General features: G+C 72.7%; 1 protein-coding gene. It reads right to left on the reverse strand.

Features of this window, described 5'->3' with window-relative positions:
- Positions 1-42: 42 nt before the first annotated feature.
- Positions 43-1,731, reverse strand: a complete 1,689-nt coding sequence (locus D7Y15_RS43360; protein ID WP_121756206.1) for a HEAT repeat domain-containing protein — start codon at positions 1,729-1,731, stop codon at positions 43-45.
- Between the last annotated feature and the right edge of the window lie 18 nt (positions 1,732-1,749).

The raw sequence follows: 1,749 nt of genomic DNA on the forward strand, positions 1-1,749 counted from the left end.
GGCTGGGACTCTAACCGCCGCCGTCGGGTCCGCCAGTCCGTCTCAGGGAGGGGTGGATCCAGCCAACCGGGAGGCCGCCGCGGCGCGGACCTCCGGGGAGGGATCGCGCTCGCGGGCCAGCTCCAGCAGCAGCGTGCCCACGGGCTTGGGCAGCTTCGCGCTCGTCGCCTGCTGGAGCGCCTGGGTGCGCTCCTTCACTCCCTGCGACAGGCGCTCGGCGACCTGTTGATCCGCGCAGGTGCGCACGCCGGGGTGCTGCTGGCGCAGGAGCAGCTCCGCGTCCGCGAGCTTCGCCTCGGCCAGGCGGACCGCGTCCTGGGCGGTGCGCTCGAAGGTGTCCATGTCCTCGGGGAACTCCGTCTTCTCGTTGCGGACCCGGGCGATGGCCTGGGCCGCGAAGCGCGCGTCCACCACCGCCGCGCAGAGCTGGCGGGCCGATGCCAGGGGCACCCCACCCTCCGCGGACACGAGCTCCTCGCGCGCGGTCGTCTGGGCCCACACCGCGAGCTGCCGGGCCGCCACCGCCGCGGAGAACGCCTGGCGGCGCTGCTCGCGCAGCTGCACCCAGCGCCAGAGCACCACCGGATCCGTGCCGCCGGACTCATAGACGCGCTGGTACTGGCTGGCGGCCTGCTCCAGTTGGCCGCTCAGGTCCAGGAGCGCCGCCACGGTGATGTAGAGCTCCGGGCTGCTGGCGCGCTCGCGCAGGGACTCCAGCCGCACGGCGATTTCGTAGCCGGCCACGGGGGCGGGCAGAGAGGAGAGCACCGAGCGCAGGGACGACAGCGCGTTCTGGCGGATCAGCGGGTTGCGCGCCGTGCGCAGCGCCTCCAGTAGCGGATCCACCGCGCGCACGGAGACGTGCTGGCCCAGCTCCTCCGCCGCCTGCCAGCGGTCCAGCGGATCCGGCGCCACGAGCGCGCGCTTCAGGTCCTCCAGGTCGCGCAGGTAGTGACCCGCCTGCATCGCGCGAACGGCGGGCTCTGTGCGGGAGAGAGCGCCCTGCTCCTCGCGGGCGCGGGCCAGGCGCGTGGGGAAGCCCGTCAGCTTCGGCCCCAGCGGGTGGACCTTCACCTTCGCCTCGGCCTCGTCCACCAGCCCGGAGACGAGCAGTCCCTCCACCTCCAGCTCCAGCAGCTTGACGCGGACCTCTTCGCGGTGCGCGCCCGCGGGGAAGTCGCGCAGGTAGGCGAAGAGCTTTCCGGCGTCCTTTGCCTGGGCGAAGGACTCGTCGTCCAGCTTGCGCTCCAGCTCCTCGCGGCGCGCGCCGGCGGCCTCGCCCTGGAGGAGCTGGGACACGCGCTTGAGGTCCGTGGTCGACTGGACGTCGCGCTCCTGCGCCGCCTGCAGCCGGGTGCGCGCCTCGTCGCGGTGGGTGCCGTCGGGGTGCTCGGCGAGGAACTGCCGCCACCCGGCCTCCGTGTCCGCCTCCTTCGCCGCGTTGAAGCGCAGGCCCTCCAGCAGCGACTTCACCCGCTGCTGTTGCGGCGCGTCCGGGTACGTCTCCAGGAAGCGCTTGTAGGCGATGACCGAGTGCAGCCGCTTCGCCTCGTCGAACTCCAGCCCTTCGATGCGCCCCTGGGCCGTCAGGGCCTCGGGATCCTCCGGGTTCTCACGCAGGAAGTCCTGGTAGGCCTGCACGGTGTCCAGCTCGCTGGCCTTGTCGAAGGACATGTGCGAGCAACCGGTGGCCAGGAGCACGAAGGCGAGAGCGCGGCGGAAGGTGAGCATTCCCCTTCAGCAATACCC

This window comes from Corallococcus sp. AB030, assembly GCF_003668965.1.
GTDB lineage: Bacteria > Myxococcota > Myxococcia > Myxococcales > Myxococcaceae > Corallococcus > Corallococcus exiguus.